This is a genomic window from Allocoleopsis sp. (genome assembly GCF_036703385.1).
GTDB lineage: Bacteria > Cyanobacteriota > Cyanobacteriia > Cyanobacteriales > Coleofasciculaceae > Allocoleopsis.
In genome coordinates this window covers 1-22,378 of the sequence record NZ_DATNPA010000708.1, presented here as the reverse complement: position 1 = coordinate 22,378, position 22,378 = coordinate 1, and the positions used below count along the sequence as shown (strand labels likewise).

Below are 22,378 nucleotides of genomic sequence, written 5' to 3'. Positions count from 1 at the left end.
CCTCCGGCTGTAATCGGGGGGCTTGTCTCGTTAAATCAATGGCTGACTAACCTTAAGATTTGATTAAGAGATGTTACCAATGAAGTTGTGAAACTCCTGAGGGCAAGGCTGGCAAAATCCAAAATGCGATAATTCATCGAATTGCTAACATCAATGTGATGCTCCTCCCATTGCCACCCTCCGGGAAGGCATGGGATTCCGGCGATTTAAGCAAAAATCCAAATTCTAGAATCTCATGCGCCTGTTTACGACAACAGCGGGATTGCGCTGCTACTTAGAACGTTACCGCGACACAGCGGACGTTGGTCTTGTCCCAACGATGGGAGCCTTACATGCCGGTCACTTCAGTTTAATTGAGCGGGCAAGACAGGAAAATGGCCTGGTCATTGTCAGCATTTTTGTGAATCCACTACAGTTTGGACCGACAGAGGATTTGCAGCAATACCCACGTCAGTTGGAGGAGGATCGACAACAGTGTGAACGGCTGGGAGTTGATGCCATTTTTGCCCCAACGGTGGTTGACTTTTATGGAAATCATCTGTCAAGCTCTGACATGAGTACTCAGGTCACTCAGGTCGTTCCACCAATCGCGATGACCTCTGTATTATGTGGTCGCTCCCGCAAAGGTCATTTTCAGGGGGTCGCTACTGTGGTAACGAAGCTGTTGAACTTAGTAGAACCAGAGCGTGCTTATTTCGGTCAGAAGGATGCACAGCAGTTAGCGATTATCCGGCGCATCATGACCGATTTAAATGGGTCAGTGGAAATTGTGGCCTGTCCAATTGTGCGAGATGCGTCGGGACTAGCTCTGAGTTCCCGCAATCAGTATCTGACCCCCTCACAAAAAGCTCAAGCACCGGTCCTATTTCAAGCTTTGCAGCAAGCCCAGAAGCTGTTTAAATCAGGAGATCGCGATGGTGTTAGTTTGATTGAGGTGGTTAAGTCAGAATTGGCTAAGGCGAGTGAACTTCAGGTTGAGTACATTGAACTGGTTCAGCCCACAACGCTAAAGCCGTTAGAGCAAGTGGATGACTGCGGATTATTAGCGATCGCGGCACGCTTCGGGACAACTCGGTTAATCGACAACGTACTGCTATATCACCGTAAACCCATTGTTGCCATTGATGGGCCAGCGGGGGCTGGTAAATCTACAGTAGCCCGCCGTGTGGCTCAGTCTTTAGGGCTGATGCATTTAGATACGGGTGCGATGTATCGCGCTGTGACTTGGCGGGTGATGGAAGCGGGAATTGACCTGGATGATGAACCGAAAATCGCTGAACTTGTAAGCCAGTCTCAAATTTATCTGACCAACGATGAACAGGGAGGGTCAGCACCGACCCCTGATAACTCGCTACCGCTGCGCTATCGCGTTTGGATTGATGGAGAGGATGTTACCCAAGCCATTCGTTCCCTGGAAGTCACGGGTAATGTATCTGCGATCGCCGCTCAACCGGCTGTTCGCCGCTTTTTAGTCAAACAACAGCAGCGCTGGGGTTGTCAGGGCGGCATCGTTGTAGAAGGCCGTGACATTGGTACTCATGTCTTTCCCAATGCCGAACTCAAAATCTTTTTAACCGCCTCTGTCCAGGAAAGGGCAAGGCGACGCCAACAAGACCTCAAAGACCGAGAACTTTTAAGCGTGAGTTTAGAACAGCTAGAGCGAGATATTCAGCAGCGTGACATCCGCGATAGCACTCGTGCTTTGGCTCCACTGCGTAAGGCAGCGGATGCTATTGAAATCGTAACGGATGGTCTGAGCATAGCTGAAGTCACCGAACGCATCGTTAGTTACTACAGAAGCCTCCAAGAAAGTCCACTGTCTTTAGAGATGAGATAAATCGGAGGGTCATCAGCCGCAAGGGCATTAGGCTCCCTTTATAGCTAAAGGCAGAGGGCTCCAGGGCAGAAGGCAGAAGGAAAAAGATTGACTGGCGAGGGTTTCAGTCTTTAGCTTTTTCCTCATCGTCTTGGCGACTGCTATAACATGAGCAAACGCTAAGCTTACGCTGTAGCGTTGGTCGTTCACCTAGAGAGTCTTGCCCGATTGAAAGTCACCCGGTCAAGTTGCCAATCTCCTGGGTTTCCTTGTTAAGACATTCCGTAACCAGCATCGGGTTTGTGGGGGGATTAGCCACATACCCAGGTATAAGCATAAGTCCGCTGGCTTAGGTGAGCCTTGCCGAATGGCCTCCCAAAGTAGAAGCCAAAAAGCTTTCCAGTCATAGGTTCTGGCAGCTCGCGCACTGACCTCTGCCAAGATGAAGGATGAATAAGCGCGGGGTGTTACTAAGTTTCGTGCGGCTTGAATCCAGTTAAATGAACTCTGCCAATCGTAAGTGCTACTCAAACTGGGACGGTTCTCTCCTAAATACCAGATCGACAACGGCTCAGACACAAATTCAATTCCTACCCCTTCCTGAGTGATTGCCCGCAATAGCCAGTCCCAATCGTCATGTTTCTGCATACTGCTTCTGTAAGGAACTTTTTTTAATAGCTCTTTGGCAGTCAGGATAGTGGACGTTTGGATCAGTGCTTCTCCCTGGAACAAGGTATTACGCACAAACAGATATTCGCTTAACGGTTCCGACTCAGTCGGAGGTCTTCTTGGCCAAATGGCCTCTCCTTGAGGCGATCGCACAACCAGATAGCAGGTGGCAATTGGCAGTGCGGACGGAGAACGTCTAACGGCTTCAATTTGCCGTTCTAGCTTGTGGGGCATCCATTCGTCATCATCATCTAGAAAAGCCACCCATTTCGCTTGAGCCATATCCACCCCAGCGTTCCTAGCACTACAGCTCCCTTGATTGTTCGGTAGTTCAATCACCCTCAACCGGGAATCATCGATCGCTGTTAGCGCTTCCTGAGTGGCCTGATCTGGGCCATCAATGACAACAATAACTTCAATCTGACTCAGCGTTTGAGCAAGGGCACTTTGAACCGCCCGTTTAACCAATAGTGGCCTGCAATAGGTGGGTATTACGACACTAACTAGGGGTTCCATAACAATGTATGCTTAGCTTCTTTATCCTGTAAAACTTTTGCAAATAGATGATTTCAATCTGGTCTGTCGGAAATGAAGTAACGAAAGTTACATCCTGAGCATGGGTGCAATCACCTGTTTGGGGTGATGCTACAGGCGATCGCGCCTTAGCTGACTATATATATCTTGATTTCCTTAGCAATGAGCCTCAAAGCCAATCGAATCAAGTGGCCAATGTCCTTGTCCTACCTTCCCGGAGCAGGAGCGATCGCAGCCTGTGTCGGGTTTGTGGGGGGACAAGCCACATACCGAGGTACAAACCTAGATCCGCTGGTGTGGGCGAACCTTGCCTAATGGCCTCCCGCAGCAGTATCCAAAAAGCTTTCCAGTCACCGACTACCGCAGCTCGCGAACTGACTTCTGCCAAGATGAAGGATGAATAAGCTCTGGCTGTTACTAAGTCTCGTTTGTCTTGAATCCAGCTGAATGAATACTCCCAATCAGGCGTCGTACTCACACTTTGCCCTCTTTCTCCCAAATACCAGACCGAGAGCGGCTCAGGCACAAATTCAATCCCTACCCCTTTCACGGTAGTCGCCCGCAACAGCCAATCCCAATCTTCATGTTTTCGGGTTTTGAGATTGGGAGGAACTTTTTCTAATAACTCTTTGCTCGTCAAGAGGCTGGAAGCTTGGAGCAGTCCTTCTCCTTGGAACAAGCTATTGCGAACGAATAGATATTCGCTTAGCGGTTCCGACTCATCCGGAGGTCTTCTCGGCCAAATTCCCTCTCCTTTGGATGAGCGGACAACTACATAGCAACTAGCGATCGGGAAGGCATACTTGGAATGCTGAACAGTTTCCAGTTGCCGTTCTAGCTTGTGGGACATCCATTCGTCATCATCATCGAGATGAGCAACCCATTTAGCTTGAGCCGCAGTAATTCCAGCCTGACGAGCAGCACAGCACCCTTGATTGGTCGGTAGTTCTATCACCCTTAGCCGGGGGTCATCAATTGTTGCCAGTGCTTCACGAGTGGACTGATCTGGACCATCAATCACAACGATGACTTCAATTTGACTCAGCGTTTGAGTAAGCGCACTTTGAACCGCCCGTTTAACCAATAGTGGCCTGCGATAGGTAGGTATCACGACACTGACTAGGGGTTCCAAGGAAATGACCTCCTGATGGTTTGGGTGTATTTATTTCAAGAGAAAAAAACTTTACAGCGTGTTAGCTTCTTGGTGGTACTCTTGAGGGCTTTGCAGGATTATAGTATCTAAAAGGTCTAAAATCTTGCTATCTTGAGCTATATCAAATTTTCTGGCAAAGTGAGCATTACTCTCCACTAAAGCTGGATAGTCATTCGTAGTGAGAGTTTGGGGACGGCCGTTACGAGTTTTAGAAAAATCAAAGTACCGCTTGCTGTCATTACATAGGTTAAACAATCGACTATTAATCAACACTGTTTGTATGAAAGATTCATCTGACACACATACGCTTCTGTAATAATCAACTATCTCAGGCTTTGACTGAGAAAAATCATAAATATATTCAATGCATTTTCTAGACAAAGTACAGAAGTAAGACCCACCATAACAACTAAAATTCTCATTGAAGGGAGCTGAAGCTCTGACTCCTATAAGCTCATAGGCAATGTTAATCCTGAAAAAAGGCTGAATGTAATTAATTATTTTTAAGGGGGTTAGAATTTGCCTTTGCCATTCAGTTAATTCAACTCCTAGTTTCTGATATCGGTATAAATAGCGTGTGTGAGCCTCTCTAATACTCCAGTGGCTTTGTTTAGAGAATACGTCAAAATATTCAAAAAAACCATCATAACTGGTTTGAGACAGAAACTTTTCAATTTGTGATAGGGGTTGGATTGGATAATCTTGACCTGAGATGTTGATTAGCCAGTCAAACTTGATTTGACGGCTCAACAGCCAATCCACTGCGTCTAGATATCCTTGAACTATAGAAAAATCTCCTCGTCCTCCTTTGCCAGGAATCACATGAACACCAGATAGATTCTGAAGTACTGAGTCATCAAGATTACAGTTAGTAAAATCATGACTTACGAGGACTTCAGAATCAGGACTCGATTTTTTTATGATGCGAACTAATCGATAAATTTGCTCTGGATTTTTATGGCTTTGTAGCAGGTAGCAAACTTTCATGCATCTTCCTCAGAGATGGCAAAAGAATTGGTGTCAGTTACTGGTCTGTATTTCTAGCAAAGTTCCAACTTAATGGGTCAAGGCTTTATCTCCTGTTACATATCTTTAAGTGCTTTTTTTACCAAAACACTTAAGCACATAAAACTCTTTCCGAGAGAATCACGTCTTTAATCAAGAATTCAATGGTTTGCTCCTTAATCCATCCCTTCTTTACTATCAATTCCCCTAGACGCAATCCAGTTTTATTTTGCTCAGATAAAGCAGTTTCGACTTGTGACGGACTTAAAAGACCTGCTTCAACGAGATAATGACCAAGACGCTTGTCATCCGTTTGGACGACGACTTGCTTGCGTATCAGTAATTTTTCCATCAAAAACTCAACGGTTTGCTGCTTGAGCCATTTCTTTCTTACAATAAGTTCACCCAGGCGTAGTCCAGATACCTTTTGTTCTGATAACGCCGTTTTGAGCTGTGATGGAGTTAAAAGACCTGCTTCAACAAGATAACGTCCGAGATGCTGATCATCGGGGTGGACAATGGCTAGAAACCTCTGTTGATGCCTTGAGGGATTAGGCTGTTCTTCTACCTCTAGGGGAGAAGCATAGAACTTAGCTAAGGCGAGCAGAAGCACAAAAGCTGGATTACCTAATAAATAGCGAACTGCCAAACGTTTGGGTTCACGACATAAACGGTACAGCCACTCTAAACCCCATTGTGAGAGAAAGGCTGGACAGTCTGAAACAATTCCTGCTAGTCGGTCAATGACCGCACCACCTGGCATGATCACGTTAACATTAAGGCGGCTGCGATGCAGTCGAATCCAATTTTCTTGAAGCGGCATCCCCATGCCTACAATCAAAATATTAGGATTGGCGCGGTTGATTTTTTGAATGACTGCCTCATTCTGTTCGAGGTTTTCAATATCAAAGTAACCGTGGTGCCCATCCGAACGAATATTTGGATATTTGCTCCTGAGTTTATCCAGTGCTGCTTCTAAATACTCAGGCTTTGACCCTAGCAGAAAAATTGAGAAACCCTGTTTGTTGCAATGTTTCAGTAATTCGGGCATCAAAGCAGTATAGGAGGCTCGGTAATCGAGGGGTAATTTCAGCCCCATGAATTCCAATGCTTTTAAGATGCCAGTGCTATCACAATGAGTGATTTCTGCACTTTGTAGGAAGTTGTAGAACCAAGGAAGTAGCATCGAAAGATTAAAACTGTGCACATTGTAATTCGCTACAGTAATCTTTCTTTCTTGAACACATGCCCTGTGGATGGCTTCGACAATTGCCGGAACTGGCATACAGGTAATGCGCCGAGATAACAGATGCACGTTGAGGCTCGGCAACATCTCTACCTTAGAGAAATCGGCAGATATATCCGTGGGTCTGACTGTGGTTGTAGTCATCTAAATAAAACAAGATGAAGAATGCCTTCCACTAAAACGTTAAGAGTTTTTAAGGGTGGTGTAGTCTGCCAAAAGCAGGATTTTCTACCTCTCCCAAAAGCAGGATTTTCTAGATCTGCAAGAACAGAGCTGTTGAAAACAATTTTTTACCTATGGGTAATCTGCCAAAGGGTTGATGAAATATGAAAATCAGCTTCTTCCTTTGGGGGGATGCGTTTTATTTATCTCTTCGTAGAATTCAGTTGGTGGGTTTAATAATTGCTAATCCCGTTCTTTACACCCTCGAAGATGTTCGTTTCTCTGGTTTAGGTGGATTGAGTTCCAGGGCACCATTTTTTTTACAAACAAAAAAATAAGTACTTTTCTAATGCAGGAATAGGATTATTCAATGATTGCTTCCCCTCAGGTCAGTGTGATTGTTCCCGCCTATAATGTGCGCTCATATATCGAGCAGGTGTTGGTCTCTGTAAGAAGTCAATCCCTTCAGGGCTTCGAGGTGATCGTTGTTGATGATGGTTCTACCGATGGTACGGCTGAGGTTGTTAAACCGTTTTGCGATCGCGACTCACGCTTTGTGTTACTGCAAAAACCGAATGGAGGTCTCTCCTCGGCTCGTAACTATGGCATCCGCCACGCCCGTGCCCCCTACATTGCTCTCTTGGATGGCGATGATGTCTATAAACCTGAAAAGTTAGCCACCCATGTGGATGTACTCGATCGCACTCCCGATGTCGGGGTTGTATACAGCGCCTCACGAGCCATCCGTGAGGACGGTCGTCCGACCTTTTTGTCCCTGAGTGGTAAGCCAGTTATGTCTGATCCACTCCTGGCTTTGCTGTGCAAAAACTTTATAGGTCACGGTTCTAATGGAGTATTCCGCCGCTGTCTAGTTGATGAGGTGGGTGAATTTGATGAAGGGTTACGCAGCTCTGAGGATATAGATTTCTGGTTGAGGATTGCAGCAACAGGGCGGTGGCGCTTCCAACGGGTTCCACAAGTTTTATGTTGCTATCGAGTCCGCCGAGCGGGACTTTCCTTCAACGTGGCGCAAATGCAGCGCTCTCACGAACAGGTGCTGGAGGCAGCCGCCCGACGCTCTCCAGAGGTGGTCGCTCCAGTACTCCCAACCGCTTATGCCTACATGTATCGCTACTTAGCTCGCTTATCCCTGACATCGGGTGATGCAGAACAAGCGCGTAATTTTATGGACCGCGCTTGGAGTGCTGATCGCTCAATTTTTTATCGCGACCCCCGCTCATTGCTCACCCTGGTATCGGTAAGTTTGGCACCCCTCTCCAAGCAGGTGATTGGGCGATCGTTAGACTCAGTAGAGTACACCCAAAAATAGACCTGAATGAACCGTATCTCGTTAATCAAAAGTGGATTCTGGACGACCTACGGAGCGATCGCCACACGCGTACTAGCCTTACTCAGCAACTTGCTGCTAGCACGGTTGCTCCTACCTTCCGAATTTGGCGTAATTGCCGTTGCCTACATTTTCTGGGGATTCGTCAATCTATTCACACAAGATTCTGCCGGGTCTTTTATTGTCTATAAGGGTCTTGAAGACAAGCGTTATCTAAATACAACTTACACGATCAGTCTCGGTATTGGGCTGGTTTTAGGTGTAGGGTTAATTGCCGTATCACCCCTAGCGGCTAAATTTTTCAGAGTACCCAGTTTAGTGTGGATTCTGGTTGTCTTTGCCTTTAACCTCGTGATCTCTTGTGCCAACTCGATTTATGCGGGAGTACTGACGAGGCGAATGCAGTATCGAGAACTTGCTAACTCCAACCTAATCGCCTCAATGGTTCGAGTCTTCTCTACAGCTGGGTGCGCTTTCCTAGGTCTTAGCTACTGGTCTTTTGTCGTGGGAGATACGGCTTTTTGGTTAACCTCATGTGCGCTACTGCGTCACCACGCCAAGCAGGATTTTTGTCTAGAGATTGATCCAGAAGCTAGAAAAGAAGTATTGTCTTACTGCCTAGGAGCCACAGGCTCTAGCTTAGGATATTACGCCAATGCCAACGGCGATAACTTTACCATCGGCAGGATGTTGGGTAGTACCAATCTGGGCTACTACAATTTTGCGTATCAGTTGACGATGGCGCTCACCACAATCCTCGGTCAAGCGATCGGTCAAATTGGGATATCAGCCTTTGCCCAACTACCCGATGATAAACAGCAGGAGAATGCCCTGCTGGCAGTGGTTGAACAAGTGGCTTACCTAACGGCTCCCCTATACGCCTTATTCTTTTTAATTATTGACCAGCGAGTAATTTCTCTAGTATTTGGAGCCAAGTGGATACCTGCTAGTGCAGTAATTCCTTGGTTACTCATCTTTGCCTACTTTCGCCTGATCAACGGTCAAATCGGTTCTATGTTGTCTGCCAAAGGTCGTCCTGGTGTAAATGCCAAGGTCAACCTTTATATTGCTCCCGTCGCTATTGTGGGCTTTCTGCTTGGGGCTTGGCAAGCAGGAATTGTGGGGGTAAGTGTTGCGGTTGCTGTCGTGCTGGGAATTTCTTGGACAGTCTACTGGTGGTGGGTAGGTTGCCGCGAACTGGGTTGGCCATTGATGCAGTTTTTAATTCCCTGCTTTAAAGCTGCCCTATTTGCGCTTTTTGGAATCTTAATTTCTATGAGCGTACCTCTAATCTTCAAGCCATTTTTATTCATTAGCCTGTATTTAATCTGCGTTCGCTTTCTCGCGGCAAAGCAATTTTTTATGTACTCATCCCTACTCGGAAAAGTTGCCAATCGGCTGGGGAAGTTACACAAAAAAAAGTCCTAACAATTAACGCCAATTACTCTTTAATCAATACAATAATGCTCAGTCTGGATAGAGAAGAAAGTAAAAAATATATCTATAATAAAAAACATGTCATTAATATCTGTGATAATTCCAGTTTTTAACGGAGAAAACACCATAAAAGAGACGATTAAATCAGTCTTAACACAAACCTGTTCAGATTTAGAAATAATAATAATTAATGATGGCTCACAAGACTCAAGTTTAAATATAGTTTCAAGCCTTAAAGATTCTAGGATAAAGGTATTTTCCTATGATAATGCTGGTATATCCACTAGTCGCAATCGGGGATTTTTCCATAGTTCTGGCGAGTTTATTTCCTTCTTAGATGCCGATGATCTCTGGACTCCAGATAAGCTAGAGGCACAATTTAAGGCTTTGCAAGCCAATCCGGAAGCTGCCGTTGCTTATAGCTGGGTTAATTATATAGATGAATCGGGTCAATTTTTTCGTGTCGGTAACCATCAGACTTTGAATGGAAATGTCTATGAAAAGCTCTTGGTGCAGAATCTTTTAGAAAATGGTTCTAATCCTTTAATTCGTAGGCAGGCTTTAACTGAAGTAGGGGGTTTTGATCCGGCATTTTCATCCGCTGCTGATTGGGATATGTGGTTGCGGTTGGCTGCCCGCTATCCCTTTGTAGTTGTGCCATCTCCCCAGATTTTATATCGAATGTCTGGTAGTTCAATGTCGTCTAATATTTTGAAGATGGAAGCAGAATGCTTACAACTTATTGAAAAAGCTTTTAATCAGGCTCCGGCCTCTCTAAAATTCTTGGAAAAGAACAGCCTGGGTGCTCTTTACAACTACCTTACCTTTAAGGTACTCGAAGGTTCTTCAAAACGACAGAATGCAATTCTCGCTGCTCGATTTTTTGGGCAGCTTGTGAGAAACGATCCGTCTGTACTACGGCGACCGAAACCGATGTTAACAGCCTTATTTAAAATTCCTGTTGTACTTTTCTTACCTCCTCAGCAGTCTCACGCATTAATAAATACTGCTAAGAAGGTGTTAATTAATTAATCATTAACTCACTTATATTAAGGTTAAATATTAATGCTTAATTTTGGTTTTGTAATCGAACACAGATTAGGACACATCACCCATTACCAGAATCTAGTACGGTGGATAGCAGAAGATGCCGATATTCACCCAACCTGGATGCCGATTAAAACCGGTGAAAACGACAGGTGGGAGCGTATGCCGATTATTCGCAATAATTGGTCGCTTCAAGCCAGTTTACGTGCCCGTGATGCCATCAAGGCAGCTTTGCAGGTTCAACCACTAGATGCCCTGTTTCTGCATACGCAGACGCTTGCTTTGTTCGGCTTTCCCTTCATGAAGCATATCCCAACCGTTATTTCCACGGACGCCACACCCCTCAACTATGACTCCGTCGGCGAAGGGTACAACCATAAAGTGGGTGGGAACTCCCTACTCGAACAGCGCAAATTTCTGTGGAACCGGAGTACCTATCATGCCGCTACCGCCCTGGTAACCTGGTGTCAGTGGGCGAAAGATTCACTGATTACTGACTACGGTATGCCTGCCAACAAAATTACAGTGATTCCGCCAGGCGTGGACATGGAACAATGGCATTTCGGGCGCGACAAGGCGGCACACCCAATTTCGACAAACCCAAGAGTGCGGTTGTTGTTCGTAGCCGGTGAATTTGCCCGCAAAGGGGGTTACACGCTAGTCGAGGCATTTCGCAGCGGATTAACGCAGGAATGTGCACTGGACATTGTTACTAAAGACACCAGTATCGAGCGCGAACTAGCGGGAATGGAGGGTGTGCGGGTGCATTGTGGTTTGACTCCCAACAGTCCACCGCTCAAGGAATTGTATGCGAAAGCCGACATTTTTGTGTTTCCCACCAAAGGCGACTGCTTGCCAATTGCAGTGATGGAAGCGATGGCAGCCGGATTGCCAGTTATCGCGACGGATGTGGGCGCATTGCGCGAAGAAGTAGAAGACGGAGTGAACGGCTTGATTGTACCACCGTCGGATGCGGGTGCACTGGTTACCGCTGTGCGATCGCTGGTTGGTGACAACACAAAACGACACACAATGGCAACTGCCAGCCGCCGCCTCGCTGAAGAACGCTTTGATGCACGCCACAACTACGGCACACTTCTCAATTTGATGAAAAGGATAAAGCAATGCCAACCATCTCTGTGATTGTCCCTGCCTATAATGCTGAACGAACGATTCTAGAAACGATTACATCAGTTCTGAATCAGACGTTTTCAGACTTTGAGCTGATTGTGGTTAACGATGGCTCAACGGATAGAACTTTAGAACTGCTCAATACCGTAAACGACCCCCGCCTCAAAGTTCTTTCATATCCTAATGGGGGAGTGTCAATCGCTCGAAATCGCGGTATCACTCATGCTACAGGAGAATTCATTGCCGTTCTAGATGCTGACGATTTGTGGACGGCTGATAAATTGGAGCTACAAGTGGCAGCTTTGCAACAGCATCCAGAAGCAGGCGTCGCTTATAGTTGGGCATATTATATGGATGAACAGGGCAAATCTAGCCAGCCCTCTGAGCCTGAGTATTTTCAAGGGAACGTGTATGCTCAGTTGTTAGTCAATGACTTTGTGGTTAGCTGCTCGAATTGTCTGATACGTAGACAAGCGGTTGAGTCGGTTGGGGAATTTGACCAAGAGGTCGCTGGGGCGGCAGATTGGGATTATTGGCTGCGGTTGGCATTGCATTGGCCTTTTGTTGTGGTTCCCAAACATCAGGTTTATTATCGGATTTCCTCAGGGTCTATGCAGTCGAATGTTGACTTTATGGAACGCTGTAATCTTCGGGTAATTGAGAAAGGATTTCAAGCGGCTCCCCCAGAGATGCAATCTTTACAAAATCAAAGCCTTGCTAATACCTACAGGTACTCCGCTCACTTATACTTAACACGCGTTGCAACGACCGACGCCGCTAAACTGGCTACTCAGAAGCTATGGATGGCTATTCGTTTGTATCCCCCGATTTTACGAGAAAGCTGGACTCGAAATTTATTGATTAAGGCTCTGCTCTTACGACTGATTTCACCTAAAATCAGCCGTGCCCTGCTCCAGTTCATCAGCCAACTTCGCACCACTCGTAACTCAAGCCTGCAACAATCCCAACCCTAATCGTTTGATAACCAGTAAATTAGTTAAGTTAAACCTTTCGCTCTGGAAGCGTTGAATGTTAAACGTCACCTCTAACCCAACAGCTTCGTCGGTCAGAGATTTCAAATTAGGTGCCCTGTCATTTCCCGAACGGGTGATTTATTGGACGATTGTTCTAACACCCCTCTGGTGGTTGTCAGGTTTACAGACTCTGCTCTACCCAACTATTTTAGTTGGTTTACTAGTCATAACCTTTGACCTCAACAAGCTCATCAGAACTTCACTCCCAGCCAGTGTATGGGCGTGGTTAGCGATGGCTCTGGTCATGGCTTGGACTGCCATAATTGGTCTGGGTAGCACAGGATTTGAATTTCAGAAAATAGCTGCGTTCGTAGTTACCTTTGTCAAGAGCTATTTCTTAATCTTTACCTGTCTATCACTACCCTTTTGGAATCAGATCAGGGTTCGCGTAGTGACGCGTGCTGTTGCCTGGATGACAACCGGCTACTTAGTGACCATTGCTATTGAATTGGCAATGCTTTTCGTGAAAATTGGCGGCTCGGGTTTTATTCCGCCACTAGCACGCTTGCTTCCAGGGGATAAATTGAGTCTGAAAGTCACATTTGCAGCGTTTCAAAATTTCTTTGGTATTCCTTTACCCAGGACAGTCTTATACACGCCAGACCCTCCAATCGTAGGGGTTTGCACTATTCTATGTTTCTTTATCTGCCTAGGTGAAACTGACCGCCGCTTACGTAGATGGGCTTTAGCCGGTTGCTTAGTTTCTCTGCTAATTAGCCAGAGTCGTCTAGCCTGGGTCACCTTCCCTATAGTCCTCTTGATTATGGCCTGCTTCCGCAGTCGGTGGGCTCGTCAAGGTTCTCTGTGGGGCGCATCATTCACCTCATTAGTGTGCGCTCTTTTGGGGCTGACCTTAAGTCAGTTAATTGCAAAACCGATGGAAATTTTTAATGGTGCTCGCGCTGAGTCATCCAAAGACCGGGAACTTGTGGTTCGCAAAACGCTTGAGGCTTGGCAAGAATCACCTTGGCTAGGGTGGGGAATCATCAGGGGTTCAGTCAAATGGTATACCTACGACATTGCCCTAGGTTCTTTCTCAACCTACGCTTCAGTTCTTTATTTGCACGGAATCGTCGGTTTCGTCGTCTTTGTCGCGGCTTTAGCCTTAACACTCTGGAATTTCTGGGGGCCAGCCGTTCGGGGTAACCCACTCTGCAAGCGGGCATTTGCTAGCTTGGTGGCGTTGTACGTGCTGTGCAATGCCACACCTTTAACCTGGATGACCGTGTATTTTTGGTTCTTTTTTGTCTGGTTGGGTGCAATTCTCTCGGAAATCCAGCCGCCTGATGGCTCTATAACGAGCTGGGAGCAGTTAGCAGGAGATACTGAGGCGCGGAAAAATTTCTATCAAATTGTAGATGAAAACCGTTGGTAAATTTTTTAACCTTACTAAAGAGGGTAATTCACGATATTAGCCTTTAGAAGCATCTTTTGGTATCTATAAATTCATGGGTAAAGTAGCTGCAATTGCCACTAGGCACTGGAAATCTTTATTCATTTTGAATTTGCTCGTGCTTGCAGCAACCGTTGGCAAGTTGGCAACTTCTCCTAAAGTTTGGACGGCTACGGCACAGCTTATTCTGCCTCAGAAAAACGGCAATCTAGATGCCAATTTAGGAACGCTGGGTTCCCTCAGAAATGCCGATACTGGTTTTTCTAGTGAAGTCAATCCTTTGAAAGTCCAGGCTTCCATCCTAACCAGTGATGCATTGCTAGAACGGGTATTGGAGTCTGACCCACAGAAAAGTAAGTTTCCCAGACTGGCTAACTACAAGCGGTTGTTCAAAGCATCTCCTCAAGAGCAATCCACCATTGTCTCCCTGGCTGTCACGGGTTCAACGCCGGAATTGGCACGCCAGCGAACAAATACCTTACTCCAGGTGTATCAACACCGTCTGAATGAATTACGTCAAGCAGATAGTGTGTCTCGTAAGCAATTTAGTCAGAAAGAACTCAATCAAGCGAAGGAAAGATTGAGTCAGGCGCAAATAGCATTAGCACGGTTCAAGCAGTCCACCGGCTTGGTCAACAGCGAAGCACAAACCCAAGGAATTGTGACCGCCATCAATAATCTGACTACTGAGCAGGCGCAGGTACTGGCTCAAGCTCAGGCGAGTCAAGACCGAATTAGAGTCCTATCGACTCGCTTAAGTCTGACACCGAACCAGGCTATCCGATCGCTAGGATTGGGTGAAAACCAAAACTATCAGTTTGTTCGTGGCAAACTGGCGGAAGTAAACGCCCAATTGATCAAGCTTAGAGCGACCTTCACGGATAACCATCCAGCCGTACAAAAGCTTCTCTCCGAGCGTGATGAGTTGCAGCGTAAGCTTCAGGGTTACATCGCTCAATCAGCAGCAGGCACGCGAGTAGATACCACAGTGGCTAGCGGCACTGATGGACGTGCTACTTTAATCCAGCAATTGGTTCTTGCCGAGAGTGAAGCCACAGGGCAGCAACGACAGGCAGAAATACTACAGGAAGAGATTACAAAACTGAACGTCGCCTTAAAGTCCCTTCCTGCTTCTCAGGCTCAGTTGTTGGAACTGCAACGACAGGTCGATGTTGCTGAGGGGGTTTACAAAGGGTTGGTCGCCCAAGTACAGCAGAACAATATTGACGCCTTTGATACTTATCCGAACGTACAGGTACTTGACCCTGCCAAGGTTGACTCCAAGCCTTCCGGCCCCAAGCGGTCAATAATTGTCCTCAGTGGTCTGATGGCATCGATTATCGGTAGCATCGCGCTGGTACTATTCCTAGAGAGCCGCAATCCTCTGTTGAGTCCCAAAGACCTGCAATCCATCAAATTTCCGATTGTGGTACGCATTCCCAGACTCAGGCATTCTGGCCCAAGTTGGCAAGTCGGTACAGAAACAGAGGTTGAGTTTCAGCGACTGGCCTCAGCGATTAGCTTACAACCCCTGAAGGATCGCCGCTTATTAATTACGAGTGCGATTACAGGGGAAGGGAAGACGACAGTGACCCTAGGACTGGCTAGAGCCTTGGCAGATTTAGGCTTCCGCGTCCTGGTCGTAGATGGGGATTTCCGGAAAGCCGAACTGAGCCGACGCTTAGGTTATGGTCGCGAGCGGGAATCGGCTGACGCCGTCCGCTTGGCCAATGAAGTCCAGCAGCCAATATCGGTAGAGGCGAGTTTAGATTTACTGCCAACCTTGCCCAAACAAGGCAAAATTGTAGAGCTGGTAAGGCGGGGGAGGTTCGAGCAGAGTCTGGCAGTTGCTGAGTCTGCCGATAACTATGACTACGTCTTAGTTGACAGCGCTCCAGTTAGTCTGACGAGTGAAACGGCTCTAATGGCTAACGTCGTCCCCAACGTGTTATTTGTCGTCCGGCCCGGTACGAGCTACAGTAACTCCGTGAATGAGAGCCTCGATCAACTGGATCAGCACCGTGCCCAAATCTTGGGTTTAGTCATCAATGGTGTGGAAGCCAACTCAAAACCTTATCCGTATCGCTCTAATGAGTCTTTAGTTAATTCCTGAGTCATGCGGCGTAGAGCCATGCTCAAGTTAGCCGTATCTGGCGGTGTGTTAACTCAGGTGTTGGGTACAAGTTGCGATCGCCAAATCTTTGACAACCTTATGGGAGAGAATCCAGGCTCATCGACCCCTAGACCGTCTTCTACAAAGCCCATTACCGCAAGAGTCAGGGTAGATTGGACAACCGCAGTCGCTCAAACCACTCCCTTCACCTTTGGCTCTAACGACTACGAAATCACCAAGCCAGAAGCGGCGGCTGACCCAGTCTACCAGCGTCGCCTAGCAGAACTAGGCATCGGTTTAATTCGGATTCACTTCGCGGGATTAAGCGATCGCTGGACTAACCCTAGCACCAAAACCTGGGATGAGGCCAAGATTAAAGCGGGTTACGATGCCTCCTATCCCCAACGACCGACAATCATCCAGAACATTCCTGGCTGGCCCCAGTGGATGGCTCAGAACCAAGACGGTCTACTTGACCCTTCTGAGTACGACAACTATGCGGCTTTCTGTGCTCAATTGGTGGAGATTATCAACCGACGCCAGCAGCGAAAGGTTGTGTATTGGGAGCCCATCAACGAACAAGATGTTCGTTACGAAAAAGCAGGTAAACTCGACGAGCTTTGGAAAATCTACAACAAAGCGGCGACAGCGATGAAGCGTCAAGACTCCCAGATTAAAGTGGGAGGGCCAGTGCAGACTTGGGACGAGCCCAGACGACTCACGGCCTTTCTTAAGGCGTGCGAACCGCATGTAGACTTCATTTCCTGGCACCGTTACGGCAGTAGCGATGCCAGTGCATCCACCGACACGCTGATGTCCTACACACCGAATTATAGGAATCAGGTGCAGGAGTTTCGCAAATTAGCGAAGCAGTACATCCCAAATCGCAGCGTGCCCCTATTGCTGGGAGAATATAACATGAACTACGATTGGCGATCGGGTGAAAACCGCCAAAACACCTATATTGGAGCAGTTTGGTTTGCTTCGGTACATAAAAATCTGGCGGATGCCGGGATTGACATGGCGACCTCATGGCATCTTAAGGATGGAGTTTACGGTCTGATCGATCCTCAAAATAATCTACGACCTGCTGCAACCGTGTTTGCTTGGGGAGTCAAATATCTAACGGGTACAGTGATGCAGGCAGAGAGCAACCACTCCTTTGTGGAAGCCATGCCCGTTTTGCAGAAAGATGGGATGCGATCGCTATTGTTGATTAATAAGTCAGCTGGAGTTGCCACACTCAACGTTCAGGCCACTCAGATGGCTGCCAAACCTGACAAACTACAGATGTTTTCCTTGGATGCCAAGGGTGTAACGAGTAGCTCCCTAGATACAGCAACGTTGGAGCAAAAACCGTTGACGTTGAATCCCTACTCCTTGGTCTTGCTGCGTTTTTCTGCCAATGGCAGTTCTGTCAATTCATCTAACAACCGTTTAACGTAGTGCTATGCCGCCGCTCAATCATCCCGTTCTCAAGGATTTAGCCAACTTCTATTTTGAAGCCAAGCGACTATTCTATCGGTGGCGATACCCGAATGTCGTGCTAGCAAAAGGGGTGCGAATCACGGGCTCCTTGCAGGTTAATGGTAAAGTTAAAGTGACAATCGGGTCTGGAAGTCGCCTAGGTAAACGTGTCTTAATCTATGGTTCAGGCACAGTCACGATTGGCAGTAACGTATCACTGAATGGCCCTTGGATCGGCTGTGAGCGCTCCATTACGATTGGGGATGAGTGCCTAATTTCTGACTGCGCCATTGCCGACAGTGACTATCACAACCTGGAACCACACCTACGTCACTGCCCCGCAGGACCTAAAGTTTCAGCCCCTATCGTGATTGACCGCAACGTGTGGATTGGAGCCAGAGCAACAGTGATGAAAGGGGTACATATTGGGGCAGATAGCGCTGTGGGTTTGGGATGCATTGTCCGCAAATCTGTTCCTCCCGGTGTTGTGGTTATCGGCAATCCCCAGCAAATTGTGAAGCATTTCGACCTACAGCAGCCGTCAAATTAGGGCGCTGATTTGCCCATTGAAATTGATGAGCAATCACTGATTCTACTCAAGTGTGCCATCCAAATGGTTAGTCATTTCACCAGAGGTGTATCTGCTGTACACCTCTGGTGACTCTTATAAGTAACGAGCAACTTGAGTGACGACAGCCTTATTGGAGTGCAGCTAAATTCTCCTAGAGGAGGGAGGCGGGAGAGTAGGCATATTGTTTAGCCTTAGATTGAAACCCTAAGTTCTGCAGTATTCCATATGCGTATTTTTAATCTTTCGCCAGTCTCTAGTACGCAAGCGGCCCTAAAACTGCCTATTGTCCATCAAGGTAGTTCTGGGAGCGCGGTCAGAGTTTTACAGCAGTTGCTCAACTTTAAGGGCTTCAAGCTGGAAGTCAATGGGCAATTCGATCTGTCCACACAGGGAGCCGTCAAAAACTTTCAACAAATTAAGGGCTTGGCAGTCAACGGAATTGTTGATGCTCAGACTTGGTACCATCTGAGCGCCGGATTGCTATCAGTTCCACCCATTGGCTCTGAGTTTGATACAGAAGATCCCAAATCTCTGAATCCCTGCTAAAGCTCATAGTCCACAAAAGCCACGATGACGGGTGCAGAATTTCATTCTCCCCATTTGCTTATTCTCCACCCGTCACCATGAGTAGGGTGTTGAACAGTAGCCCGAATACCTAGATTTTTATCCGCGGTAAACCTCAAGTGCAGCGTTGCAGAAATAGCTGGGCATTTACAAAGTCGGTATAAAGCCTCTTGTGTGACTTTGAGGTCAAACCTCAAATTTTTCTAAGCTGAAGCCTTGTATCTTCGTTAGAACTCCCCAAAATAGCAAAAGAGCTATCAAAGTGGATGGAAACGCTAAAACTTCCGGAATCCAGTAGGCAGGAAGGTTTAGTATCTTATGTCCAGCAGTTTCTCAAATACGATACGCTCTATCTTGAAACAACCAGCTTGGTCAGCCAGAACACCACTCCCCTGAATAAGAGTCAGGCCGCTAGAACTAAACGACCTGGAAACAGGGATAATTCTATGAGAGGGTAGAGAGGTTCTAGCTAAAGCTATTGAGAATTTCGCGATAAATAAGAAAGCTGGATAAATCGGTCAAATTCGAGCCTAATCAGAGAAAATAGAGGTTTAACATTCACTGGGGTATGATTTTTTACTGTAGTCACTTTCCAAGCCAAATGCCAAAAGCTCGCCATCACCGAAGGCCTCGGGTCTTTCGCTGCTTGTTGAGCTTGATTGTTTTCTTGAGTTGTTTGTTGCTCATAGGAACACCATCGGCTCTAGCAGGACTCAATGATGACAAGTTTGATGGCAACATCTTTGCCCTCTATGCTGGGAATGGCTCTCTAGTACCGCCACGCGTAACATTGGCAGAGTCTCTGCAACGAGCAAAACCAGCGTTGTTGGTGTTCTACTTAGATGACAGCCGTGATTGCAAGCAATATGCCACAGTTGTCTCACAGCTACAGGCTCCTTATGGGCGCGTGACTGATTTTTTACCTATTAGCATCGATAGTCTGCCACTAAAGTCTAAGTACAAACCAACAGAACCGGGCTACTATTACGAAGGCTTAGTTCCCCAGACGGTGCTCATTGACCAGAAGGGCAAGGTGGTTCTGAATGAGACTGGACAAGTAGCCTATGAGCGAGTAGATGATGCGTTTCGCGAAGTATTTGACTTGCTACCCCGTTCAGAATCCATTGAGCTAAAGCGGCGAGCGTTTAACGAACTCAATACTGAACTAGTAGAAGGTGAACGATAAAGCAAGGCTTTTCAAAGGATTTTAGATTTGGCAGGGGCGATAACGGATTCAGTTTCCCAGAAAAATTCAAGAACTTAAGACAATTAATTTGGAAAACAATCCAAAATCCAAAATCTAAAATCTAAAATTTAAAATATAGTGGGTCAGGCTCACACGCTAATCTGTCTTTTAGTGCAATGTTTATTGGGTGTGCTGATGTCAGAGGTCTACAGCACAGAGGAGCTAATCAAAATCTTGGCGGATGAGCGTCGCGCCTGCATCAATGGAGAGCGTCTCAACCTAGCCGCTTCGGCGTCTGGCAGCCCCTTGCTCGACCGATTTTTGAAACCGGATGGCATTCAAAAGTTCAGTGCTTATCGAGACTTTAAGGCGGCGGTTCATCGCTATCAGCAGCAACACCAAGTTTCAGGCATTGTTTGGCGGCAGTTAACGATGAACGGGAAGACTCTGCGCTACCCTGCCATCGATGATCAGCTAGTAGCGCTCTCTAGTGACTTGGAAATCCTCAAGGCAGCTAAGGCTTCGCTCCTGGCATTTTGGTACAGTGTGGCACAGGACATGGATTTGTACTTAAGCATTAACTCAGGCAAAGACTATCGCCGAACTTGGCTCGATGAGATTGGAGCGATCGCAAAAAGAACGGAATGGGCAAGTCTCTCTGTTCATGGAAATTCAACGTTTTTGGAAATTATCTTGCAGCTGGGCTGGGGTAAGCCAGAGGAAGCCTCTTACAAACGAGGATGGCCCTTATCGGGCAGTGAGTACATTCATGCGGTGCATCCAGGCAAACGTCCAATTTGTTGAGCTTGTAAGCGCTTGCGTTTTCTGGAGTGATCGTTAGCCTAGCAAAGCATTGCCCGGTGGGACGAAGTTGAGAGGGACGAACTAGCGTCCAAACAGTGGTTACCGAAGAATAGAGTGGCACGGACCAAGTGATTGCGCTTTGCGCATCGGCAAAGCCAGAACACTTGGATTGAGGATTCTTTTAAAGAATCACGTGTCGCATTGATACAGGAGAGACCAGGACTATGAAGGAGCAGCAAAACATGGAAGAGAATAAAGAAGAACAGATTCTGGATCGGCAAACAGCCGCCAAGGAAGTTGTTTTAACTAATGAATTAACGAAGCTAGGCAATCAGGCTGTCAAAAAAGGGCTGATTTCTGGGCATGGTTATCACGGAGGGAAGTATGAAATTCTGTGTAATGGTCAGATTTTTCTCCTAACCCCCGAACAAGCACACTCTTATCTGAAAGATTTGGTCAAACAACATCAGAAATAAAAGCGTTGTTTTTGGCAGTGATCGGCCCTGCTGATGCGTGTATAGCCCGTTAAGCAGGGATAACACCGAAGCTGCTCAGAGAGAGCGCGCGCCATCGCCGTCTAAAATAGAGCGATCGCTCTATAATTTTTCGCTCATTACCCCTAATTGAGCTAAACCCTGGCGCTCTTAAAAGCTATGTTTAAGGATGCGCTTTCTGTCCTACAACACAAGCCTTTAGTTATTCACCACTATGTCCTCCGAGCAGTCTCCGCAAGAACCACAAGGTCACTCAAATTTAGAAGAAATCCGTGCAGCACGCTTGGAGAAGGTTGAACAGCTTAAAGCCATAGGGATGAATCCTTATGCCTACCACTGGGAATCCACCCACCACGCCGCAGAACTCCAGGCAAAATTTGTCGATTTGTCGGCTGGTGAGGAAGCTGATTTGGAAGTGGCGATCGCAGGTCGAATCTTAGCACGTCGAGTCTTCGGAAAACTCGCGTTCTTCAATCTCCAAGACGAAACAGGCACGATTCAGCTGTACTTGGATAAGCAGAAAATCACCGCTGGGATGGCAGATGTGCCCAACGCCTTTAACCACCTGAAGCAGCTAACCGATATGGGAGACATTATCGGTGTCAAGGGAACCATCAAGCGCACAGAAAAAGGTGAACTCTCGGTTTATGTCAACCACTACACGGTGCTGACTAAATCACTTTTACCCTTACCCGATAAGTGGCACGGTCTGACCGATACAGAAAAGCGATACCGCCAGCGCTATGTTGACTTGATAGTCAACCCCACCGTCCGGGAAACCTTCCGACGCCGTGCCAAAATCACAGCTGCCATTCGCCGCTACTTGGAGGAGCAAGACTTTCTGGAAATTGAGACGCCAGTGCTTCAGAGTGAAGCGGGGGGTGCGGATGCTCGTCCCTTCATCACTTATCACAACACCCTCGAGATGGATCTGTACCTGCGGATCGCCACGGAGTTGCCTCTGAAGCGACTAGTGGTGGGTGGGTTTGAAAAGGTATTTGAACTGGGGCGCATCTTTCGCAATGAAGGCGTTTCCACGCGCCACAATCCTGAATTCACGACCGTTGAGGTTTACCAAGCCTACGCTGACTACAATGACATGATGCAGCTGACGGAGAATCTGATTACTACCGTCGCGCAAGAAGTCTTAGGAACGCTGCAAATCAATTATCAGGGTGAAGTCATTGACCTGACACCACCTTGG

19 protein-coding genes are annotated in these 22,378 nt (G+C 47.0%); 15 read left to right on the top strand and 4 right to left on the bottom strand.

All coding sequences use genetic code 11. The features are described from left to right. The first annotated feature begins 235 nt into the window (after positions 1 to 235). Entirely contained in the window at positions 236 to 1,837 is a 1,602-nt protein-coding gene (locus V6C93_RS33375; protein ID WP_333480993.1) for a bifunctional pantoate--beta-alanine ligase/(d)CMP kinase, read from the top strand. A 222-nt stretch (positions 1,838 to 2,059) separates the two neighbouring features. On the opposite strand, the gene V6C93_RS33370 is transcribed toward V6C93_RS33375, so the two are convergent. From V6C93_RS33370 to V6C93_RS33355, 4 genes are all read right to left on the bottom strand, one after another. Then, positions 2,060 to 3,001 (bottom strand): glycosyltransferase family 2 protein, encoded by a 942-nt coding sequence (locus V6C93_RS33370; protein WP_333480992.1) that lies wholly within the window; start codon positions 2,999 to 3,001, stop codon positions 2,060 to 2,062. Positions 3,002 to 3,203: 202 nt separating this feature from the next. Beyond that, entirely contained in the window at positions 3,204 to 4,151 is a 948-nt protein-coding gene (locus V6C93_RS33365; protein ID WP_333480991.1) for a glycosyltransferase family 2 protein, read from the bottom strand. Positions 4,152 to 4,202: 51 nt separating this feature from the next. Next, entirely contained in the window at positions 4,203 to 5,159 is a 957-nt protein-coding gene (locus tag V6C93_RS33360) for a beta-1,6-N-acetylglucosaminyltransferase (protein WP_333480990.1), read from the bottom strand. A gap of 130 nt (positions 5,160 to 5,289) precedes the next feature. After that, the gene (locus tag V6C93_RS33355) at positions 5,290 to 6,567 is read right to left on the bottom strand and encodes a WecB/TagA/CpsF family glycosyltransferase (protein WP_333480989.1); all 1,278 of its coding nucleotides are present in this window, start codon (positions 6,565 to 6,567) and stop codon (positions 5,290 to 5,292) included. Positions 6,568 to 6,955: 388 nt separating this feature from the next. On the opposite strand from V6C93_RS33355, the gene V6C93_RS33350 reads away from it, so the two are divergent. The 14 genes from V6C93_RS33350 to lysS all read left to right on the top strand — a co-directional run. After that, positions 6,956 to 7,915 (top strand): glycosyltransferase family 2 protein, encoded by a 960-nt coding sequence (locus tag V6C93_RS33350; RefSeq protein ID WP_333480988.1) that lies wholly within the window; start codon positions 6,956 to 6,958, stop codon positions 7,913 to 7,915. A 6-nt stretch (positions 7,916 to 7,921) separates the two neighbouring features. Further along, positions 7,922 to 9,361, top strand: a complete 1,440-nt coding sequence (locus V6C93_RS33345) for an oligosaccharide flippase family protein (protein WP_333480987.1) — start codon at positions 7,922 to 7,924, stop codon at positions 9,359 to 9,361. Positions 9,362 to 9,448: 87 nt separating this feature from the next. After that, positions 9,449 to 10,402: a glycosyltransferase gene (locus tag V6C93_RS33340; RefSeq protein WP_333480986.1), complete on the top strand. Its 954-nt coding sequence runs from the start codon at positions 9,449 to 9,451 to the stop codon at positions 10,400 to 10,402. A gap of 33 nt (positions 10,403 to 10,435) precedes the next feature. Beyond that, a complete protein-coding gene (locus V6C93_RS33335; protein ID WP_333480985.1) occupies positions 10,436 to 11,560 on the top strand; it encodes a glycosyltransferase family 4 protein in 1,125 nt (374 codons plus the stop codon). Then, positions 11,542 to 12,522 (top strand): glycosyltransferase family 2 protein, encoded by a 981-nt coding sequence (locus V6C93_RS33330; protein ID WP_333480984.1) that lies wholly within the window; start codon positions 11,542 to 11,544, stop codon positions 12,520 to 12,522. Before V6C93_RS33335 ends, V6C93_RS33330 begins: the two co-directional genes overlap by 19 nt. Positions 12,523 to 12,577: 55 nt before the next feature. Further along, entirely contained in the window at positions 12,578 to 13,957 is a 1,380-nt protein-coding gene (locus V6C93_RS33325; protein ID WP_333480983.1) for an O-antigen ligase family protein, read from the top strand. 73 nt (positions 13,958 to 14,030) lie between these two features. Next, positions 14,031 to 16,088 (top strand): GumC family protein, encoded by a 2,058-nt coding sequence (locus V6C93_RS33320; protein ID WP_333480982.1) that lies wholly within the window; start codon positions 14,031 to 14,033, stop codon positions 16,086 to 16,088. Positions 16,089 to 16,091: 3 nt separating this feature from the next. Continuing rightward, on the top strand, positions 16,092 to 17,534 hold the full coding sequence (locus V6C93_RS33315) for a GH39 family glycosyl hydrolase (protein ID WP_333480981.1): 1,443 nt from the start codon (positions 16,092 to 16,094) through the stop codon (positions 17,532 to 17,534). Between the two features lie 4 nt (positions 17,535 to 17,538). Then, on the top strand, positions 17,539 to 18,105 hold the full coding sequence (locus tag V6C93_RS33310; RefSeq protein ID WP_333480980.1) for an acyltransferase: 567 nt from the start codon (positions 17,539 to 17,541) through the stop codon (positions 18,103 to 18,105). A gap of 246 nt (positions 18,106 to 18,351) precedes the next feature. Then, on the top strand, positions 18,352 to 18,672 hold the full coding sequence (locus V6C93_RS33305; RefSeq protein ID WP_333480979.1) for a peptidoglycan-binding domain-containing protein: 321 nt from the start codon (positions 18,352 to 18,354) through the stop codon (positions 18,670 to 18,672). A gap of 586 nt (positions 18,673 to 19,258) precedes the next feature. Then, positions 19,259 to 19,876: a thylakoid membrane photosystem I accumulation factor gene (locus V6C93_RS33300; protein WP_414644336.1), complete on the top strand. Its 618-nt coding sequence runs from the start codon at positions 19,259 to 19,261 to the stop codon at positions 19,874 to 19,876. Positions 19,877 to 20,071: 195 nt separating this feature from the next. Then, a complete protein-coding gene (locus tag V6C93_RS33295) occupies positions 20,072 to 20,680 on the top strand; it encodes a hypothetical protein (RefSeq protein WP_333480977.1) in 609 nt (202 codons plus the stop codon). Between the two features lie 224 nt (positions 20,681 to 20,904). Beyond that, positions 20,905 to 21,156 (top strand): hypothetical protein, encoded by a 252-nt coding sequence (locus V6C93_RS33290; protein WP_333480976.1) that lies wholly within the window; start codon positions 20,905 to 20,907, stop codon positions 21,154 to 21,156. Positions 21,157 to 21,388: 232 nt separating this feature from the next. Continuing rightward, positions 21,389 to 22,378 (top strand): lysine--tRNA ligase (lysS, locus tag V6C93_RS33285; protein WP_333480975.1); only part of this gene is annotated, 990 nt, incomplete at its 3' end.

Coding starts and splice junctions, on each gene's coding strand:
- V6C93_RS33330 (WP_333480984.1), top strand. CDS start 11,542: ATGCCAACCATCTCTGTGATTGTCCCTGCCTATAATGCTGAACGAACG.
- V6C93_RS33370 (WP_333480992.1), bottom strand. CDS start 3,001: ATGGAACCCCTAGTTAGTGTCGTAATACCCACCTATTGCAGGCCACTA.
- V6C93_RS33300 (WP_414644336.1), top strand. CDS start 19,259: ATGATTTTTTACTGTAGTCACTTTCCAAGCCAAATGCCAAAAGCTCGC.
- V6C93_RS33290 (WP_333480976.1), top strand. CDS start 20,905: ATGAAGGAGCAGCAAAACATGGAAGAGAATAAAGAAGAACAGATTCTG.
- V6C93_RS33335 (WP_333480985.1), top strand. CDS start 10,436: ATGCTTAATTTTGGTTTTGTAATCGAACACAGATTAGGACACATCACC.
- V6C93_RS33305 (WP_333480979.1), top strand. CDS start 18,352: ATGCGTATTTTTAATCTTTCGCCAGTCTCTAGTACGCAAGCGGCCCTA.
- V6C93_RS33340 (WP_333480986.1), top strand. CDS start 9,449: ATGTCATTAATATCTGTGATAATTCCAGTTTTTAACGGAGAAAACACC.
- V6C93_RS33345 (WP_333480987.1), top strand. CDS start 7,922: ATGAACCGTATCTCGTTAATCAAAAGTGGATTCTGGACGACCTACGGA.
- V6C93_RS33320 (WP_333480982.1), top strand. CDS start 14,031: ATGGGTAAAGTAGCTGCAATTGCCACTAGGCACTGGAAATCTTTATTC.
- V6C93_RS33310 (WP_333480980.1), top strand. CDS start 17,539: ATGCCGCCGCTCAATCATCCCGTTCTCAAGGATTTAGCCAACTTCTAT.
- V6C93_RS33355 (WP_333480989.1), bottom strand. CDS start 6,567: ATGACTACAACCACAGTCAGACCCACGGATATATCTGCCGATTTCTCT.
- V6C93_RS33350 (WP_333480988.1), top strand. CDS start 6,956: ATGATTGCTTCCCCTCAGGTCAGTGTGATTGTTCCCGCCTATAATGTG.
- V6C93_RS33325 (WP_333480983.1), top strand. CDS start 12,578: ATGTTAAACGTCACCTCTAACCCAACAGCTTCGTCGGTCAGAGATTTC.
- V6C93_RS33295 (WP_333480977.1), top strand. CDS start 20,072: ATGTCAGAGGTCTACAGCACAGAGGAGCTAATCAAAATCTTGGCGGAT.
- V6C93_RS33360 (WP_333480990.1), bottom strand. CDS start 5,159: ATGAAAGTTTGCTACCTGCTACAAAGCCATAAAAATCCAGAGCAAATT.
- V6C93_RS33375 (WP_333480993.1), top strand. CDS start 236: ATGCGCCTGTTTACGACAACAGCGGGATTGCGCTGCTACTTAGAACGT.
- V6C93_RS33315 (WP_333480981.1), top strand. CDS start 16,092: ATGCGGCGTAGAGCCATGCTCAAGTTAGCCGTATCTGGCGGTGTGTTA.